This window comes from Bacillus sanguinis (assembly GCF_018332475.1).
Lineage (GTDB): Bacteria > Bacillota > Bacilli > Bacillales > Bacillaceae_G > Bacillus_A > Bacillus_A sanguinis.
The window spans coordinates 1-550 of sequence record NZ_BOQB01000616.1 but is presented as its reverse complement, the minus strand read 5'-3'; the positions used below and the strand labels follow the sequence as shown (position 1 = coordinate 550).

Here is a 550-nt window from a genome sequence, read left to right as displayed (position 1 = left end):
CACCATTATTATTAATATTAAGAGTCAATCCAGTAAAACTAGTCCAAGGTATGCTAGAAATCGGAAATACATTAGGAGGAATATTTTCTTTCGTGAAAAGACCATGAACACTAGCATAACATCTCATATCTTCTTCATAATTTTTATAGAAAATGCGGAAATCACTTGAATAATCCGTCCATATACTTGAAAAAGACTTATCATCTTTATGAAAGATTGTATAACTCGGGATCATTTCCTCCCAATAGCCTAAAACTCCTTCATCGTTAAAACATGTTCGAAATTCTTTATGTTTATTTATTATTCTCGAAATTATATAAATAAAAGTCGGATAAAATTTAATTCCCTTTTGATGTACTTTCTTTATCAAAAGCGTAATATCAACATTTACTGTCATACTAAACGTACATTTTAATTCTAAATAGTGTTCGAAATACTGCTCTCTATTCCAATTTTCCCTATCAATTACGTGAAACTTCATTTTAATAGCCTCCTAAAATTTTCTTTTTATTTTAGAAGGCTAATTTCCTTGCTTTCACCATAATTGTTC

At 28.9% G+C, this 550-nt stretch carries 1 protein-coding gene; it reads right to left on the bottom strand.

Annotated features, from left to right (window positions below):
• Positions 1-481, bottom strand: a 481-nt coding sequence (locus KI369_RS28875) for a CatA-like O-acetyltransferase (protein ID WP_212959045.1), incomplete at its 3' end; no start/stop codon positions are given.
• Between the last annotated feature and the right edge of the window lie 69 nt (positions 482-550).